Below are 17853 nucleotides of genomic sequence, written 5' to 3' on the forward strand. Positions count from 1 at the left end.
CTTATGCGCACCCGGCCCTGTTGCTGCTGCGCTTGAACTTTAAACGTGAAAGCTCTCGCCGCAGCCACACTCATTTTTCACATTGGGGTTTTTGAACTCAAAGCCCTCATTCAACCCCTCCTTGACGAAATCCAGTTCGGTGCCGTCCAGATAAGCAAGGCTCTTGGGGTCGACGATCAACTTTACATCGCCCGAGTCAAACACCGCATCTTCCGCCTGCGCTTCGTCAACAAACTCAAGTACGTAAGCCATACCGGAGCAGCCGGCGGTTTTCACGCCGACCCGAATACCGATACCTTTACCGCGACTGGCCAGCTGTTTGGCCACGTGTGCCTGGGCCGCTTCGGTCATGGTAATTGCCATATCGGTGCTACTCCTTACTTCTTAACCTGATTGTGCGGATGCTACTTACTTAGTAACTTAGCTACTTAGTTAGCCCGCAGCCTGCTCGGCTTCTTCACCGCGCTTCTCGCGGATATTTTTCACTGCCGCTTTAATGGCGTCTTCCGCCAGAACGGAGCAGTGAATTTTCACCGGAGGCAATGCCAACTCTTCGGCAATTTCGGTGTTCTTGATCTGTGCTGCCTCGTCCAGGGACTTGCCTTTCACCCACTCGGTCAGTAGGGAACTGGAAGCAATGGCGGAGCCGCAGCCGTAGGTCTTGAACTTGGCGTCTTCAATGATGCCGTTGTCGTCCACCTGAATCTGCAGGCGCATCACGTCGCCACAAGCGGGGGCGCCAACCATGCCGGTGCCCACGTTGTCCGCTTCGTCGTCCAAACGACCGACATTGCGGGGGTGTTCATAGTGGTCAATTACTTTATCGCTATAGGCCATGACTATACCCTCTCAAAAAGTCTCAATTACTGCGCCAGTGCGTTAATGTGCCGCCCATTCGATGGTGCTGAGGTCAACGCCATCCTTGTACATATCCCACAGCGGGGACAGCTCACGCAGTTTTTCTACTGCCTTTCTTACTTCTTTGGCCGCGGTATCCACGTCCTGTTCCGTGGTAAAACGGCCAAAACTGAAGCGCAGAGAACTGTGAGCCAGCTCATCGTTCACGCCCAAAGCACGCAATACATAGCTCGGCTCAAGGCTGGCAGAGGTACACGCGGAACCAGAGGAAATCGCCAGGTCCTTCAGGGACATAATCAGGCTTTCCCCTTCCACAAACGCAAAGCTTACATTCAGGTTCCCAGGCACGCGCTGCTCAGCGGAGCCGTTGATATGCACTTCTTCCATATCGCTGATCTGGCTCCAGAAACGCTCGCGCAGGGCCAGCATGCGCTTGGATTCGTCAGCCATTTCTTCTTTGGCGATGCGGAAGGCTTCGCCCATACCAACGATCTGATGGGTCGGCAGGGTACCGGAACGCATACCGCGCTCGTGACCGCCACCGTGCATCTGCGCTTCCAGGCGCACACGCGGCTTGCGGCGCACATACAGGGCGCCAATGCCCTTGGGGCCATAAATTTTGTGCGCAGAGAAGGACATCAGGTCCACTTTCATTTCCGCCAAATCGATATCGATCTTGCCAGGGCTCTGCGCGGCATCTACGTGGAAAATAACCTTGCGCTCACGACACAGCTCACCGATCGCGGCAATATCGTTGATCACACCGATTTCGTTGTTTACGTGCATCAGGCTCACCAGGATGGTGTCCTCACGCATCGCTTCCGCTACCTGCTCCGGATAGACGATGCCGTCTTCCTTGGGGTTCAGGTAGGTCACTTCGAAGCCTTCGCGCTCGAGCTGACGACAGGTATCCAGTACCGCCTTGTGCTCAATCTTGGAAGTAATGATGTGCTTGCCGCGGCCCTGATAGAAGTGCGCCGCACCTTTAATCGCGAGGTTGTCAGATTCGGTCGCGCCGCTGGTCCACACGATCTCACGCGGGTCCGCGTTAATCAGCTCGGCTACGTGACGACGCGCGTCCTCGACCGCCTCTTCCGCCTTCCAGCCGTAAAGGTGAGAACGGGAGGCCGGGTTACCGAAGTTGCCTTCCATCGTCAGCTGCTCCGCCATTTTACTGGCGACGCGCGGGTCTACCGGACAAGTTGCCGAATAATCCAGATAAATGGGAAGCTTCATAATCTTTTGTCTCCACTCGCTGGCTTTTGCCAACGCCTTACTGCTGTCATTAATGCGCAAATAACACTTTCAACAATCGTCGATCTGGCGCTTGGCCTGACCGGGCGGACGGCACCTTACTGCAGGCCGCCAATAATCGCCACTTTCTGCTCACCGGAATCGTCCAGAGCCCTACCGCGACGGTCTTGTCGACGGGCCACTTCCTGAACCTCTGCGCGCTTAACCATGTCTTCCAGGCTAATACCGTTGAGGAAGCCGTGAATCTGCTCGCTGAGATCGGTCCACAGATAGTGGGTCAGGCACTGCTCGCCGCCGGAGCAGTCGCTGTTTCCGCCACAACTGGTGGCATCCACGGATTCATTTACCGCATCGATAATTTCCGCCACGCAGATCTCTGCGCTGGTCCGCGCCAGACGGTAACCACCGCCCGGCCCTCGCACGCTGCACACCAGCTCCGCTTGGCGCAGGCGAGAGAACAGCTGCTCGAGGTAAGACAGGGATATATCCTGGCGTTTGGAAATATCGGCCAGACTGATGGGCCCGCGCTCGGCATGCAACGCCAGATCCAGCATGGCTGTGACCGCATACCGCCCTTTGGTTGTCAAACGCATAGACCCTTCCTCCAAGACCGGTTTTGCCAGTGCCGGCCGCCGGCGCCCCCCGATTTAACGGGCGCACACCATCAATTTGGGCGCGAGTATGAAATAACCGACTACTTCAGTCAAGTATATAGCCGAGTAATACACTCGGGTATTTGGCGCCAGGTCCTACGCGTGGTGGCCACCAGACGGAAAAGGTGCCGAGAGCCGCAATCGACCAACTAGTCAGGCCGCCCCTTGCCCCCACTGCGATGAATATGGTTCTGTATCGCGGTCAGCATTCCGCGCAGGATACCCAGCTCCATATCGTCCGGGCGCACGCGACTGAACAGACGGCGCAGTCGGGTAATGGTTTGGCGGGGATTATCCGGGTCAATAAAGCCGAGTTCCGCCAGCGCCAGCTCCAGATGCTCGTAGTACAACTCCATATCCTGAGCCCGGGCGGGCGGGCGATCCCAGTCGGTAAAGCGCAGCGCTTCACCCTTTTCAGCTTCCAGCGCAGCCATACGGGCCTCGTACACCAATACCTGCACCGCGGTGGCGAGATTCAGGGAGCTGTATTCGGGATTGGAAGGAATGTGCACATGGTAGTTACACGCCTGCAGCTCATCATTGGTGAGACCGCGGTCTTCGCGCCCGAACACCAATGCCACCGGGTGGGTTTTGGCCTCCGCAACTGCGCGCTCACCGCATTCGCGTGGGGTCAGCAGTGGCCAGGGTATGCGGCGCTCCCGCGCACTGGTCGCCACCACCAAACCACAATCTGCGACCGCTTCCTCCAAGGTCTCCACGACCACGGCGGAATCCAGCAGCTCCGATGCGCCAGCAGCGCGCCATACCGCATTGGCCGCGGGGAACTCACGGGGCTGCACCAGATACAGCTGGCTCAGTCCCATATTCTTCAGCGCGCGGGCAGCACCGCCGATATTGCCCGGGTGCGCGCTATTCACCAGTACAACACGGATATTGTCCAACGCTGCCAGCGCTGACTGTGAAGCCATCTGAGTTGAAGTTTCCGAGGGAGAAATCGCCATGGTGAGTACCGGGGTCTGAGCTGGTTTGCAGGTAGCGAGGCGCTGCGTGGCCACTCTACACTTGACTGTTACAAAACGGGCGCGGAGTGTAGCAAAATTGTACGGAAATCCCTACAATCGCGCCCGCCGGCGAGCCCGGCATTGCTTTTTACCATCCACAATCCACAACTGATCGCGGAATCCCTATGGAACCCATGCTGAATATTGCCCTGCGCGCGGCGCGCAAGGCCGGTGAACTGATCGAACGCGCCTGGGAGCGCGGCGACCTGATGAAGTTTGAAGAGAAAGGTCGCAACGATTACGTGACGGAAGTGGACAAGGCCAGCGAGCAGGAAATCATCTATCACCTGCGCAAGGCTTACCCTAAGCACAGCATCCGCGCCGAAGAAAGTGGCGTCATCGAAGGGGCCGAGCCGGAATACGAGTGGATCATCGACCCACTGGACGGTACCACCAACTTTATTCACGGCATGCCGCACTTCGCGATATCTATCGCCTGTCGCTACAAAGGACAGATCGAGCACGCCGTGGTTCTGGACCCGATCAAACGTGAAGAATTTACCGCGAGCCGCGGCCGTGGCGCAGCCCTGAATGGCCGCCGTATTCGTGTATCCAACCGTCAGGGTTTGAACGGCGCACTGATTGGCACCGGCATTCCATTCAGCGGCGAACAACTGGATAACATCGACACCTACTTAGCGGCAATGAAAGAAATCGCCGGGCAAACTGCCGGCATCCGTCGCCCTGGAGCAGCAGCACTGGACCTCGCCTACGTTGCCGCCGGCCGTTTCGACGGTTTCTGGGAAATGTACCTGAACACCTGGGACATCGCCGCAGGCTCACTGCTGGTCAAAGAAGCTGGCGGCCTGATCAGCGATTTCCGTGGCGGCAATGACTACCTGGATACCGGCAACCTGGTTTGCGCCACGCCGAAAACCTTCAAGCCGCTGCTGCAAATTGTTGGCAAGCACCTGGGCAAAATCCGCCAGTAAACGCTTGTTGCCAGGTAAAAAACAGTACAGAAAAAAGGGCGCATATGCGCCCTTTTTTCTGCTTCATGTTTGATTGCTTCATAACGGCTGTTCAGAGTGCCGGCGCCAGATCTCGCTCGTGAGCTGTACTGCGCTTCAACACGCCATCCAGAATCTCATCCAGAGGTACTGGTCTGCCAATGTGATACCCCTGCACCAGATCCACGCCAATCTTATCCAGCTTGTCGACGGTTGCCTGATCCTCCACAAATTCCGCAATGGTCTGCGCCTTCAAGCGGTGCGCCACCTGGTTAATCGACTCCACAATCATCAGGTCGACAAAATTCGAATCCACATGCCGCACGAAACTGCCATCAATCTTGATGTAATCAATCGCGAAATTTTTCAGGTAGTTGAAAGAGCTCAATCCATTACCAAAATCATCCAGCGCAATGGTGCACCCCATACTGCGCAGCTCCGCAACAAACTGGCTTGCGCTCTCCATCTGATTGATCATTGCAGTCTCGGTGATTTCAACACCAAGCTGGCCGGGAACCACAGGAGAGCCTCGCAACAGGTCAAAAAATGCCTGCTGAAAGGTACGATCGCTCAACGCATCGGCGGATAAATTCACCGCAAACTTCAGCCCGCTCTCGGCGATTGACTGGGCTTTACGCCCAAAGAACTCTTGCGCCACCCAGCTGTCGATTTGCAGCATCAGCCCGTAGCGTTCGGCCGCAGGAATAAAGGCGCCAGGGAAAATAATCTCCCCATTGTTGTCGAGCATACGCACCAGAATTTCATAATGATGAATATCTGCAGGATTGGCAGGCGTTGCTATCGGCTGGGCATACAGGCGGAAACTGCCACTATCGAGCGCCGCCCGAATACGCGAAGCCATATGAATTTCACGGTGCTGTTCCGCCGCGGCACTATGGTCAGGCTCGTATAGCATCACCACACCGCGCCCACTGTGTTTCGCCGAGTAACAAGCCACATCCGCCTGACTCATAAGATCAGCGACCTGGCTATTTTCATGGGAGATCTCTGTCACCCCGACACTGGCGCCAACATCGAAAATGCGACCGCCCCACGGGAAACGCAGCGCAATAATTTTTCGCACTAACTGTTCGCAACGGGCTATCCCCTGTTCCTTGTTACAGTCCCGCAGCAGGATGCCAAATTCATCACCCCCAAGACGCGCCACTTGGTCTGACGCGCGCAGGTGACCTCGCAAGAAGCGTGCAACATTTTTTAACAATGCATCACCGGCCTGATGCCCAGCACTATCGTTAATAACCTTAAAGCGGTCCAGATCCATATACGCCAACACATGGACGCGCTCGGAGTTGCGTACCGTGCTAACCGCTTCCAGCAAATCTCGCCGAAACGCTTCCCGATTCGGCAGACTGGTTAAATGATCGTGGCTAGCCTTATAGCGCAACTGGCGAATTAGCTGGCGCGTTTCGGTCACGTCCTGAAAAACCAACACCGCTCCAAGCAATTCACTACTGCATGAGCGCAGCGGGGACGCGGAGCACTTGACGTCATAACCGCTTCCGTCTCGGTGATAGAGCACAGCACCTTCTGCGGAAAATACCGGTCGGTTCTCGGTCAAACATTCTTCCACTGGACGCGGAATTTTTTCGCTCCCGCGCCCATAAGAAAGGTTCAGAATGGTTTCAATTTGCTTCCCCTGCACCTCATTCAGTTTCCAGCCGGTGAGCTGCTCGGCAACAGGGTTCATAAACGTCACGTTGCGATACTGATCCGTGGCGATAACTGCATCCGCAATCGCATTCAGGGTTACCTGTAAACGCTCTTTTTCCTCTTCCAGCGACTGCGCCATTTGCTTATTTTCGGTGATATCTCGTAACACCCCAATTAAGCGTAGCGACTCATCTCCATGGCTCGACTCCATAATATGTGCGACCTCATGAATCCAGCGCAGCTCGCCGGAGTCCGTGCGCACACGATACTGGCAATCAATATCCGCCGCGTCGCCATCGATATGGGCTTCCTGAGCTGCCTCCAACTTCTGCCGATCTTCACCGACTAATCTTTGCAACCAATCATCCCTGCTCTTGAGACAGGAAGACTCAATCCCTATGCCGCTACCCAACCATTCGGAGAAAAAGGTCTTGCCGGTAATCAGATCCCAGTCATAGACCACCTGACCGGTAACCGAAAGAGAAAATTTCCAACGCTCTTCTGCGCGTGCCAGTTGCTCTTCGCTGTGTTTGCGCCAGTCAATATCCTCAACCTGAACAACCACATACTGTGGCTCATTGTTTGTTCCCCGCGCCACCGAACAGGACCAGTGCCCCCACAACTGTTTGCCATCTTTGCGGATAAAACAGAGTTCTGCGTCCTGCACAAAGCCAAATTCCAGATCCAGCAACGGACGCTCAAAGCCTTCCTTCTCTTCGCGACGAATACCAATCCCATAAGGCGGTATCGATACAACCTCATGAATACTCATCCCGCGCAGTTCGACATCGGTGAAGCCGATAAAGCGACAAAAGCTGGGGTTGGACTGAATGATGCGGTTGTCCAGTGAAACCAACAGCATGCCAATGCGTGAAGATGCCATCGCCGCACGAAAGCTACTCTCTACTTCAATGATCCGCTGCCCGCGCTGACGCTCCACCCGCGACACCACCGCCATGATATAAGCAGGGAATACTGCAGCGTACAGTGGCACCAGATCCAGCGAGTTTTGCACTTCACTCGCGCCTACAGGCATCCAGGGCAAGCGACCGGAATATGCGAGTAGCTGCACCACGATGGCGATAAATATCAGCAATAGCGACTGAAATATTTCCAAGCGGGACACGGCCCAAATCAGAGGAAGTGAAATAAATACAAAGGGGTGCGGGAGAGCAATTAGCAACAAAAAGACGCCGCTCAGGGCGAGGGATGAAACCGTAAAGAAGCGGGAACAGGCGCGCAGATTGAAATCACATACTCCGCTACCCGTTAACCACAAATAGACAATCGGAAAAAATACGCTTATACCAATTACGTCGGCAAGGTACCAAACGAGAAAGACATCACTAAAAGGTAAGTCGGCAAACCGGAAGGCGACAAATGCACCAAAACCGGCCCCGGCGAAGGTCGGCAGCAAGGCACCAAACGATATAAATTTTAGCCAACGCCCAGTGCCGTCAAAGAAATCGCCCTTGATGCAGAAAAACCGCAGCAAACCAGCTGCGACACTTGCCTCAACCACCCCAGCAAGCGAGTAGAGGGGAGCAATCGCGATATCGATCCCCGACACAACCGCGGCCGCAAACGTGCCCGCAAACGATGCGAGTAACAGCAGCGGCCATGATGCATAAGTGTAACGAAACAGGTAGGCAATCGTCAGCGCATCTGCCAGCCAGATGGCGGCAATACCATCGCTGATCGACAGATAGTGTTTACACAGATAGGCAAGCGCGTAGCAACCCAGCGCAAGCACAATTGCCCCAGACCACAAGCCGTCAGATTGCGGCTGTACTGGGCCCGCGGGTGGCAGCCCAAATACCTCTTGTTGACTGCCATCCATTTGCGCGCGCGCGATCATCGACCCCGGTTTCCCTTGTTCAACATATTCTTCTTCTCTCGCCACATTGCACAGTCTGAGTAATGTGGCCTCAGGGTATTTTGTTATTTAGCTAAGCGGGCGGCTTCATTCCTGACCGGCATCATGTGCAAACTCGAAAGCCAAGCCACGCCGCAGTGCCTCGGATAGCCGTGCCAGGTCATAGTTAACCGGTACGTTCAAGTCCACGCAGTGGGCAGGCTGATCCATAATTCCCACAAGCGGTATACGGGCGGTTACTGGGTCATCGCGCAGAATACTGGAAAAATCTTTGAGCGATACCCCGTGTAGATCATCATCGACCAAAATCAGGTCAGGCCGCGCGGTTCGGGCACTGAAAATGCCTTTCATCGCGTCGTTGCACACCTGCACCGTCGCCTGTTCCACTGACGACAACACCCCCCTGAGCCGATTTGCGTTTGCAGTTCGGCCCGTTACATACAGCAGGCGACACGGAGGCAAGGCCCTGGCGTAGTCCGGGCGTGCGGCCATGCGCAGTACTTCACTGGGAGCATCGTTCATGAGGAAGTCGATCCAGAATACCGACCCCTGCCCTTCTTCACTATCGAAGCCGATGCGACCACCCATGGCTTCGGTCAATTGCCGGGCAATGGCCAATCCCACACCGGTACCTTCAATTTTCCCCTGTTCCGCACCAAGCCGGTTGAAGGGTTCAAATACCTGGGGCTGCTTACTGGCAGGAATTCCGCACCCGGTGTCCAGCACACTGAGACGCAGCCAGCCCTCCGCCTGCGGCACAAGCGAAATTACCACCCGTCCATTTTCCCGATTGTATTTAATCGCGTTGCCAACCAGGTTGAGCACTACCTGCTTGAAGCGCACGGGGTCAGCAAGAATGTAGGCACGTTCCCACCCCAAAGGCTCAAAGGTAAGGCTCACCTTGCGGGTTTCCGCCAGTGGCTCTAGAAGCTGGCGGCAATCCGCCACCAGGTTCGCTGGCTGTACCGGCTCGATCGAAGGGGCGAGCCGATTGCTGTCAATTCTCGCAAGATCCAATACATCGCCGACCAGGTGCAGCAGGTGTTGGCCGGCCTTACGAATTTCCGCCAGACGCAGGCGCTGATCTGGGTTAACGCTCTGATCAAGCTCAACCATCTGGCTGAACCCCAATATAGCGTTCAGGGGCGTGCGCAGCTCATGCCCCAAACTGGAGATTAGTTCCGCCCGATCTTTGCTTTCCTGCTTGAGGCGCAGCAACTCTTGCTCCGCTTGCAACTGTTTCTTTTTAGCCGCCGTTACATCCTGCAAAGTGCCCAACACGCGAATCGGCTGACCGCCGCTGCTGGTTTGCAGGTTACCGCGGCAACGCACCCAGATCACGTGGCCCTGCTGATGCTTAAGGCGATACTCCACATCCAGAGGTAGGCGCTCGCGTACCGTATCCTCCATAGCCTGCTTAACTTCAGGGTAATCATCTGGAAGCATATGCGTCTTCCAGCGGGCCAGTGCCGCCCTAGCATCCGCATCACTCTGCCGTCGCGGATAACCGAGCATTTGCCAACAGGCTTCGCTCAGGACTACCTCATCAACGCGCAGATCCCACTCCCAGAAGCCATCACCGACCGCATCGAGAGCATTTTGTAATCGTTCACCAGAAAAATTCGACGGGCCACGCGCTTCTAGCGGCTCACTGTAATCCGAGCAACCGCCAAGAAAAAAACGTTTCCCGGCGGAGTCGGTAAAGGCTCGAGCCCAAAGACGCAACCAAACCGGCTGACCATCACGAGCAGAAGCTCTGAAGGCGGTATCGACAAAAGTGCCCTGCTGGGACAGACGGTTGCGCAGTGCCCGCAACGCATCGCGCTCGTCCGCATGCACCAAACTCAGGTCGCCACTCCACACACTACTGAGCGCAACATCTGGGTTTTCATGCAGCTGCTGCCAAACATTTCCGGTGGCGCGCTGAGCGCCAGTCTCCGGGTGCCACTCCCAGAACCCCTGATTCGTATTCAACAGCAGGCCGTGCAAATACTGAACCTGGGCCAACGCCTGTTGCGCGCCCAAGCTCGCCAACTCACTGGGAGTAGCAAGCAAAAAGTCGCCAGCATTGGATTGAGTTAGAGTCGTCTTCGACACCGTATTACCGTGACCGTATTGTCGCGAATGCTAAATATCGCCAGGAATGGCCGTAGATGACAGCCAGATTACGGCTAGTGAATCACTTATTGCAGGATAAAAAAAGGCCCCGCAAAGCGGGGCCCAAAATAGCGATGATGAGAGAAAACGGGAAGTCACGCATTATTTCGTTTGCCATAACCCGTGATGGATTCCCGGAGCATGGATCTTTCGACCCACATCAGAGACATTGCAACTGGTGTGCCAACTTTTTAAGAAAGACAAAATAAACAGAAAAAAGTCCTGACAGAACAAAAAGTGTACGCAAATTAACCAACCCAGAACGGCAAACGGTGAAATACCTGTGCTATACACAATGGTTTTACCGAAAAATGACAACGGTTGACCCATCTTTGAACGCAAAAATCCACTAGCGCACCAAAAGGATGCAAAATGCGACCATTCGATTAATATGTGACTTTCTAGCCACTCGATTGGGCAAACACATTGCTCGAAACCAGCCTGCTTCTGCGGTTCTCGGGTCAAAATAGATCTCACAAACACAGTTTCAGGGGCGAAGTGCCCTCTAAAAACGTGTCCCGAATCGGCATCTGCGGTAGGATTTGTCTTTCGGTCCATGCACTGCGCAACGGGCCGAGATCGGTAGGCTCTAACAAGGTTGTAAAAATATGAAAGCAGTTCCCGAAGCCCCCCGTATCTGGCTGACGACGATACTCTTCGCCAGTACCGGGCTGGCTGCTGTGACTCTGGTCCCGCTTTACGGTTTCATGGTCGGATACCACTGGTATCAATGGTTGGCATTCGCTGTGCTGGGTGCCTTTTGCGGTTTCTCCATCACCGCTGGCTATCACCGCCTCTGGTCGCACCGCACCTATGAGGCTCACTGGTCCCTGCGCCTGTTTTATGCGCTCTTCGGTGCCGCCGCACTTCAGAACAGCGCGCTGATCTGGTGTTCTGGCCATCGTCGCCACCACCGCCACTGCGATGACAACGAGCAGGATCCTTATTCTGCCAAGCGCGGATTCTGGTTCTCCCACATCGGCTGGATGCTGCGGGAATACCCCAGTGGTGAAGTCGACTTTGACAACGCCAAAGACCTGCAGCGCGACAAAATCGTAATGTGGCAGCACAACAATTACATCGCGATCACCGTCGCCATGAACGTTGGTGTCCCTCTGGTTCTGGGCCTGCTCACCGGCGATGTAATCGGCATGCTGCTGCTGGCGGGTATTCTGCGCATTGTGGTTAACCACCACACCACCTTCTTTATCAACTCCCTGGCGCATATCTGGGGCCGCCGCCCTTACACCGATGAAAATACTGCCCGCGACAACGATTTGCTGGCGTTTTTCACCTTTGGCGAGGGTTACCACAACTACCACCACATTTTTCAGACCGATTACCGCAATGGCATCCGCTGGTACCAGTGGGATCCCACCAAATGGCTGATCAAGACCGCAAGCTGGTTTGGCCTAGCACACAATCTGAAAACTGTACCGGCCATGCGTATCCAGCGCGCAATGCTTACCATGCAGTTCAAGCGCGCGGAGCAAAAACTGGAGAACTCCAAGCATAAAGAAGGCTGGAAGCAGCTGCTGGAGCGCGAAGCACAAGACTTCTCAGCATCGCTTGCCGAGTGGAAAGAACTGCAGCAACAGCGCTACGAAAACGCCCGCGAGCGGCTTGTGGAAAAGTGGGAAAATGCCGCAGTCCGCACCCGCGTTAAAGAGCTGGAGTACAGCCTGAAAATGCAGCGAAAACGGCTGCAGATTATGATGGAACAGTTCCACCTCGCTCCTGCGGCAGCGTAAACAACAAAAAGGCGACCCATTTGGGTCGCCTTTTTTGTATGTGAAACGATATTGAATGAAGACTTGAACGCCGCGAGATTTGCACTATAACCATAAGAGAAGGCAAAACTTCCTTTTTGAACCTATCGTCCCGAAACCTACAGCCCAACGACGAAAACCATAAAGACATCCATCAATGAGAAGGCGCGCAGATGAAGACGTTCAAACAGGCCCACGAAGTTCTCAAAGCTGCTCAGAAGTTTCACCTGGATATGGCCGGTGTTTACCAGCAACTTCTGGAAAATGCCCAGGATAATCGCACGCAACTGCTGCTAAAGCACCTCCATGAGCACGAACTGCGCATGGCCAACAACCTGAAAAACTACGGTGCCGTCGCGGAACAAAAGGTGATGCAGACCTGGTTACAGTACACCCATGAAGAATCCGCCGGTGAGCTGGTACAGAAGCTCTATCTAAGCGACAAACCCTCCATCGACGAGATTAATAAGCTTGGTCAGGAGGTAGATCGCTACTTTTCCGAGCTTTACCACGCCGTTTACGGCTCCATCGAATCAGCAGAAGTGAAAGAAGTATTCGAGAACCTGAAGCACATTCAGGACAAGGAACGGATTACTCTGTCGATGGCCACCAACTCCCTTTGGGACATGTGATAGAGATATCTATCTGTTACTTCGAGGGCCATACGGCCACCGCACTCTCCCCCCCTAGCGGGCCCTGCGTCGATGCGGGCCCAATGTGACATACTTCCAATTCCCCGCAAAATCGCCAAAAAACTGGCGCAAAAATTCACTTTTGTGACAATTTTCTGAAAGCCGCCAGTTGCCTAGACAAACCTCGGTTGCTATTTTGACAGCGATGTCATTTCATGACGCCGAGGTTCTAGCGTCGAATTCTTATAAAAATAATCTGCCGCAAGGTGAACAAATTATGATCAGCAATCCGCTCAGGCTCGGTCTGATGACCGCTGCCATGCTCTCTGCCGGACACAGCTATGCCGCTGTAGACTGCACCTCTCTCCCGATCTGGGAAGCGGGCCCCTCCTATAACGGTGGTGCCCAGGTCCAGTACAATGACAATGCCTATCAGGCAAACTGGTGGACCCAGAACCAGAACCCGGAACAGTTCTCTGGCCCCTATCAGGAATGGACCCTTCTGGGCTCCTGTGGTGACAGCACACCACCTCCGTTGACACCGCCCCAGGGCTCGATTTCCGCCCCCACCGCCGGTGCAACTTTCAGTGAAAATGACAGCGTTGTCTTTAGCGTCTCGGCGTCCGACGCTGACGGCCAGGTAACTGCCGTTGAATTCTTTGTCGATGGTGCACTGGTTGCCACCGACACCGCTGCCCCCTGGCAAACCACCTGGACCGCGGTCGCGGGCACTCCCAGCCTGAGCGCGCGCATCACCGATAACGACGACCTCAGCACAACCACCACGGCGGTAGCCATCAACGTGGAAGAAGTCGTGGTTGGCCCGGTTCCGCCACAAGTGAACATCACGGCACCATCCAATGGCTCCAGCCACACCACCGGCGATGCACTGACCATTAGTGCCAGCGCATCCGATGCGGACGGCAGCGTGACTCAGGTCGAATTCTATGTGGACGGCAGCCTGGTCAGCACCGACACCAGCGCGCCCTACAGCACCCAGTGGACCGCCACTCTCGGCGATCACACCCTCTCCGCTGTGGCGACCGACAACGATGGCCAGACCGCAAGCGCGGAATCCAGCATCTCCGTTGCCGATGAGCAAGTCGTGATTGGCGACCACCCATGCCGCCCGGACGGTCTCTACACCACGCCGGGCACCGCACCGAATTACTGTGACATCTACGATGCAGAAGGCCGCGAAGACATGGGCGCCGACCACCCGCGTCGGATTATTGGCTACTTCACCAGCTGGCGTAACGGCGCCAACGGCCAGCCCAGCTATCTGGTGAAAGACATCCCGTGGGGCAAAATCACCCACATCAATTATGCCTTCGCGCACGTAGCCAGCGATTACTCCGTTTCTGTCGGTAATACCAACAACCCCGACAACCCTGCCACTGGCATGGAATGGCCGGGTATCGCCGGCGCGGAAACCGATCCGGACTACGCCTACAAGGGTCACTTCAACCAGCTGTCCAAATTCAAGGAACAGCACCCGGAAGTGAAAACCCTGGTCTCCGTTGGGGGCTGGGCAGAAACCGGCGGTCACTTCAATGAGAATGGCGACCGCGTTGACGACGGTGGTTTCTACACCATGACCACCAACGCCGACGGCAGCATCAATCACCAGGGCATCGAAGCCTTCGCCAACTCCTCCGTGGCGTTTATCCGCGAATACGGCTTTGACGGTGTGGATATCGACTACGAATACCCCACCAGTATGAATGACGCCGGTAACCCGATGGACTTCGGCATTGCCAACCCACTGCGCGGTTCGCTCATGGTGTCCTACGTTGAGCTAATGCGCGTGTTGCGTGAGAAGCTCGACGAGGCAGGCCAGCAGGACGGCACCCACTACATGCTGACCATCGCCTCGCCATCATCCGGCTACCTGCTGCGCGGCATGGAAACCATGCAGATCACCCAGTATCTGGATTACGTCAATATCATGACCTACGACCTGCACGGGGCGTGGAATGAATACGTTGGCCACAACTCGGCGCTGTTTGATAACGGCAACGACCCGGAACTGGCGGCGGCTAGCGTGTACAGCACTTCTCAGTACGGTGGCATTGGCTACCTGAACATTGACTGGGCGGTTAAATACTTCCGCGGCTCTATGCCCGCAGGGCGTATCAACGTAGGTATCCCCTACTATACCCGCGGCTGGCAGGGTGTATCCGGCGGCGCCAATGGACTCGGCGGCTCCGCAGCACTGCCTGCTCAATCCGAGTGTCCGGAAGGCACCGGTGGCGCGTCTGACTGCGGCCACGGCGCCATCGGCATCGATAACATGTGGCACGACCTGGACGAAAACGGCAACGAGATGGGCGCCGGTTCCAACCCAATGTGGCACGCCAAGAACCTGGAGAACGGCATCCTCGGCAGCTACGTGACCGAGTACGGTCTCGACCCGGCGGGCGACCCAGACGACGCACTGGTTGGCTCCTATGCACGTAACTACGACAGCGTGTCGGAAGCACCCTGGTTGTGGAACGCGCAGAAAAACGTGTTCATCTCCACTGAAGACGAAGAGTCCATGGACGCCAAAGTGCAGTATGTCATCGACCAGGGCGTAGGCGGCATCATGTTCTGGGAACTGGCCGGCGACTACAGCTGGGACGCGGCGAAGGGTGAGTACTACATGGGCGATACCCTCACTACCCTGGCTTACGACAAGTTCGCCAACGCTAGTGACTACCGTCACCTGCGCACCGACCGCGCTGTACCCACTGAAGCACTGGATATCGGCATCGAAGTCACTGAGTTCAAGCTCGGCGACCAGAACTACCCGCTGAACCCCAAGATGTATATCACCAACAACACCGGCGGCACCCTGCCCGGCGGCACCGTGTTTGAGTTTGATATGCCAACGTCCACTTCCAACATCATCACCGACCAGAGTGGTGCTGGTCTGGAAGTGATTGAGGACGGCGCTAATGCTTCTGGTGGCAACGTGGGCGGATTGGAAAATGAGTTCCACCGTGTGCGCTTCAGCCTGCCCGCATGGCAAGACCTGGCCAACGGTGAAAGCTGGGACATGACACTCAACTACTACCTGCCGGTCTCCGGTCCACAAGCCTACACCGCGACGATTGACGGCACCGCTTATGCGCTGGCCTTCGAGTACCCGGATCTGCCACTGGCCGATCTTTCCAGCGGCGGTTCGTCAAGCAGCAGCTCTTCCGGTGGTAGCTCCTCTGGTGGAAGTTCTTCGGGCGGTGGCAGCGACAGCTGTAGCGCGCAGGGTATCAGCACCGCTGGACTGGTTACCTACCCGGAATGGCCGCAAGGCGGCAATGCATCGGGCGGCGACCTGATCATCCACGACGGCAGCGTGTATCGCGCCAAGTGGTGGACTCAATCGGTCCCGGGCACCGCGGATGGCAGCTGGGAATTTGTCTGCAACATCTAAGCAATCAACGAAATGGATTTTCCCGGCCGGCGACGCAGCGCCGGCCAACTCTCACTGGATGGATCGCTGTAACACACTGATTTTTAAAATTCTCTCTGCGTTGTGACCGATAGGAAACTCCTTTACAGGATTTGCTCCTATGTTTGCCCCGACTTATAGCCGGGGCTTTTTTTGTTTTGGGGCACCGTGAATGTGGCTTTCGAAATGCCATATCATGGTATGCAAAACTTGTGATCCCCGATTTCGTTAAACGTGATTTCATTCAAATAGCAGTAACCATGGCCAAGAAAAAACAACGACTTGCATCCGTCGATGCCCTGCGCGGCTTCGACATGTTCTGGATTATCGGCGGCGAGGCATTATTCCTCCCTCTGTTTGCGCTCACCGGCTGGTCGATTTTCCAGTTCGGTCACGCACAGATGCAGCACACACCCTGGCATGGTTTTACGTTTTACGACCTAATCTTTCCGCTGTTTATTTTCCTGTCCGGGGTGACTCTGGGCCTGGCTAATAAATCGTTACGGGGCCTGCCAATGAGTCAAAGGGCTCCCGTGTATCGCAAGGCTACCAAACGCCTGCTATTGCTTATTTTATTGGGTATTCTCTATAACCATGGCTGGGGCACGGGTATCCCCGCCGACCTCAGTGAAATTCGCTACGCTAGTGTACTGGCGCGCATCGGCTTTGCCTGGTTTTTCGCGGCAATGATCGTATGGCACTTCGGTATCCGCTCACAGTATGTAATTACCGCATGCATTCTGCTGGGCTACTGGCTATTGCAGGCCACTGCCGGCAATTACACACCCGACGGCTCGGTAAATGCGTGGGTGGATCAGCACTTTTTGCCCGGTATCACCTACCAGAATCGCGCTTACGACCCGGAAGGTGTCCTATCTACCATCCCGGCTATTGCCAATGCGCTGTTCGGGGTTTTCGCCGGTCGCTGGCTGAGTAAACATGCTGGCAATCACAAGTCCATTCTGAAAGGTTTATTTGTCGCTGCAGCAATCTGCCTTGTAGCCGGCTTTGTATGGCACTGGGTTTACCCGGTGAACAAGGAACTGTGGACAAGTTCTTTTGTATTGATCACCTGCGGCTGCTGCCTGTTACTACTGGGGCTTTTCTATCTGCTTGTGGATATGTGGCACTGGAAGTCCTTCACCTACTTTTTCTCGGTGATCGGTTGCAACGCCATTCTGGTGTATCTCGGTACCAGTCTGGTGAGCTGGCAGTATTCGAGTAAAAGTGTGTTTGGTGGTATTGCTGCCGCCTTGCCGCAAGCCGCGGGGATCCTAGTGATTGCCGGTGGAGTAATCCTGCTGCAGTGGCTGGTATTGCGCTTTCTGTTCAAGCGGGGAATTTTTATTAGCCCCTAAGAAATAGGGGCTCTGTTGCCTATGCGCTCAGATTGCGTTGTTGTGGCGGCAAAGCCCTGGGTGTGGGTTTTCGGGACCGAGCTAGGCGCTCCCCTGTAAACCCATCCCTGGGCGCTTCGGCGCAAACGTCCTGTTTGCGACGATCCCGAAAACCCACACCCAGAACTTTGCCTTCGAGTCGAACTATTCACTTCGATTTCCTACGTGAACACTCAGAAAA

The 17853-nt window shown here is 55.4% G+C and carries 12 protein-coding genes; 5 read left to right on the forward strand and 7 right to left on the reverse strand.

Annotated features, from left to right (window positions below; translation table 11 throughout):
* Nucleotides 1–39: 39 nt before the first annotated feature.
* The 5 genes from iscA to trmJ all read right to left on the reverse strand — a co-directional run bounded on the left by iscA (nt 40) and on the right by trmJ (nt 3694).
* The gene (iscA, locus tag Mag101_RS13080) at nt 40–363 is read right to left on the reverse strand and encodes an iron-sulfur cluster assembly protein IscA (protein ID WP_077405825.1); all 324 of its coding nucleotides are present in this window, start codon (nt 361–363) and stop codon (nt 40–42) included.
* A gap of 69 nt (nt 364–432) precedes the next feature.
* Nucleotides 433–837, reverse strand: a complete 405-nt coding sequence (gene iscU, locus Mag101_RS13085) for a Fe-S cluster assembly scaffold IscU (RefSeq protein WP_077405828.1) — start codon at nt 835–837, stop codon at nt 433–435.
* 42 nt (nt 838–879) lie between these two features.
* Nucleotides 880–2094, reverse strand: coding sequence for an IscS subfamily cysteine desulfurase (locus tag Mag101_RS13090; RefSeq protein WP_077405831.1), 1215 nt, complete (start codon nt 2092–2094; stop codon nt 880–882).
* Between the two features lie 116 nt (nt 2095–2210).
* The gene (iscR, locus tag Mag101_RS13095; RefSeq protein WP_077405834.1) at nt 2211–2705 is read right to left on the reverse strand and encodes a Fe-S cluster assembly transcriptional regulator IscR; all 495 of its coding nucleotides are present in this window, start codon (nt 2703–2705) and stop codon (nt 2211–2213) included.
* 209 nt (nt 2706–2914) lie between these two features.
* Entirely contained in the window at nt 2915–3694 is a 780-nt protein-coding gene (gene trmJ / locus Mag101_RS13100) for a tRNA (cytosine(32)/uridine(32)-2'-O)-methyltransferase TrmJ (RefSeq protein ID WP_077405837.1), read from the reverse strand.
* Between the two features lie 218 nt (nt 3695–3912).
* On the opposite strand from trmJ, the gene Mag101_RS13105 reads away from it, so the two are divergent.
* On the forward strand, nt 3913–4719 hold the full coding sequence (locus tag Mag101_RS13105) for an inositol monophosphatase family protein (protein WP_077405840.1): 807 nt from the start codon (nt 3913–3915) through the stop codon (nt 4717–4719).
* Nucleotides 4720–4810: 91 nt separating this feature from the next.
* On the opposite strand, the gene Mag101_RS13110 is transcribed toward Mag101_RS13105, so the two are convergent.
* Complete coding sequence (locus Mag101_RS13110) at nt 4811–8266, reverse strand: EAL domain-containing protein (protein ID WP_077405843.1); 3456 nt, start codon at nt 8264–8266, stop codon at nt 4811–4813.
* 105 nt (nt 8267–8371) lie between these two features.
* Complete coding sequence (locus Mag101_RS13115) at nt 8372–10381, reverse strand: hybrid sensor histidine kinase/response regulator (protein WP_232325022.1); 2010 nt, start codon at nt 10379–10381, stop codon at nt 8372–8374.
* A 668-nt stretch (nt 10382–11049) separates the two neighbouring features.
* Here Mag101_RS13115 and Mag101_RS13120 point away from each other — a divergent pair.
* From Mag101_RS13120 to nagX, 4 genes are all read left to right on the forward strand, one after another.
* A complete protein-coding gene (locus tag Mag101_RS13120) occupies nt 11050–12192 on the forward strand; it encodes an acyl-CoA desaturase (RefSeq protein WP_077405846.1) in 1143 nt (380 codons plus the stop codon).
* Nucleotides 12193–12383: 191 nt separating this feature from the next.
* A complete protein-coding gene (locus tag Mag101_RS13125; protein WP_077405849.1) occupies nt 12384–12842 on the forward strand; it encodes a hypothetical protein in 459 nt (152 codons plus the stop codon).
* 277 nt (nt 12843–13119) lie between these two features.
* Nucleotides 13120–16257 (forward strand): chitinase C-terminal domain-containing protein, encoded by a 3138-nt coding sequence (locus Mag101_RS13130; RefSeq protein WP_077405852.1) that lies wholly within the window; start codon nt 13120–13122, stop codon nt 16255–16257.
* A 278-nt stretch (nt 16258–16535) separates the two neighbouring features.
* Entirely contained in the window at nt 16536–17633 is a 1098-nt protein-coding gene (nagX, locus tag Mag101_RS13135; protein ID WP_077405855.1) for a transmembrane glucosamine N-acetyltransferase NagX, read from the forward strand.
* Nucleotides 17634–17853: the final 220 nt, after the last annotated feature.

The sequence above is a fragment of the Microbulbifer agarilyticus genome (assembly GCF_001999945.1).
GTDB lineage: Bacteria > Pseudomonadota > Gammaproteobacteria > Pseudomonadales > Cellvibrionaceae > Microbulbifer > Microbulbifer agarilyticus_A.

Bases quoted from the DNA above. Each gene is read 5' to 3' on its own strand.
- Mag101_RS13130 (WP_077405852.1), top strand. From the start codon at position 13,120: ATGATCAGCAATCCGCTCAGGCTCGGTCTGATGACCGCTGCCATGCTC.
- iscU (WP_077405828.1), bottom strand. From the start codon at position 837: ATGGCCTATAGCGATAAAGTAATTGACCACTATGAACACCCCCGCAAT.
- Mag101_RS13125 (WP_077405849.1), top strand. From the start codon at position 12,384: ATGAAGACGTTCAAACAGGCCCACGAAGTTCTCAAAGCTGCTCAGAAG.
- Mag101_RS13105 (WP_077405840.1), top strand. From the start codon at position 3,913: ATGGAACCCATGCTGAATATTGCCCTGCGCGCGGCGCGCAAGGCCGGT.
- Mag101_RS13110 (WP_077405843.1), bottom strand. From the start codon at position 8,266: ATGATCGCGCGCGCGCAAATGGATGGCAGTCAACAAGAGGTATTTGGG.
- Mag101_RS13090 (WP_077405831.1), bottom strand. From the start codon at position 2,094: ATGAAGCTTCCCATTTATCTGGATTATTCGGCAACTTGTCCGGTAGAC.
- trmJ (WP_077405837.1), bottom strand. From the start codon at position 3,694: ATGGCTTCACAGTCAGCGCTGGCAGCGTTGGACAATATCCGTGTTGTA.
- Mag101_RS13120 (WP_077405846.1), top strand. From the start codon at position 11,050: ATGAAAGCAGTTCCCGAAGCCCCCCGTATCTGGCTGACGACGATACTC.
- iscR (WP_077405834.1), bottom strand. From the start codon at position 2,705: ATGCGTTTGACAACCAAAGGGCGGTATGCGGTCACAGCCATGCTGGAT.
- nagX (WP_077405855.1), top strand. From the start codon at position 16,536: ATGGCCAAGAAAAAACAACGACTTGCATCCGTCGATGCCCTGCGCGGC.
- iscA (WP_077405825.1), bottom strand. From the start codon at position 363: ATGGCAATTACCATGACCGAAGCGGCCCAGGCACACGTGGCCAAACAG.